Below are 535 nucleotides of genomic sequence, written 5' to 3' on the forward strand. Positions count from 1 at the left end.
CGTGTTCCCGGGCTACTGGCGCATGCCCGAGAAAACCGCTGAAGAATTCACGCCCGACGGCTGGTTCCGGACCGGCGACCTGGGTCGGATCGACGCGCGCGGCTACCTGAGCCTCGTCGGGCGCAGCCGGGACCTGATCATCAGCGGTGGCCTGAACGTCTACCCGGCCGAGATCGAGGGCCATATCAACGGCCTGCCCGGTGTCGCCGAGAGCGCGCTCGTGGGCGTTGCGCACCCCGACTTTGGCGAGGTGGGCGTGGCCGTGGTGGTCCCCAGGCCGGGCGCCCAGCTCGACGGCGAGGCGATTTGCGCCACGCTCAAGGCGCAGCTCGCGAACTTCAAGATTCCCAAGCGCTGCTTCGTGGTCGCCGAACTGCCGCGCAACGCCATGGGCAAGGTGCAGAAGAGCCTGCTGCGCGCGCAGTACCAGGATCTCTTTGCCTGAGCCGGCGGGGCCCTCGTTCCCCGGCCCTCAGCGCAGTGCCGCCTGAGCCGGCGGGGCCCCGTCCCCCGGCGCTCAGCGCAGCACCAGCAC

Annotated in this window: 1 protein-coding gene; it reads left to right on the forward strand. The window is 70.5% G+C overall.

Annotated features, from left to right (window positions below):
* Positions 1-445, forward strand: a 445-nt coding sequence (locus VTU_RS30325) for an AMP-binding enzyme (RefSeq protein WP_040894290.1), incomplete at its 5' end; no start/stop codon positions are given.
* Positions 446-535: the final 90 nt, after the last annotated feature.

Source organism: Verminephrobacter aporrectodeae subsp. tuberculatae At4, from assembly GCF_000193225.1.
GTDB lineage: Bacteria > Pseudomonadota > Gammaproteobacteria > Burkholderiales > Burkholderiaceae_C > Acidovorax > Acidovorax aporrectodeae.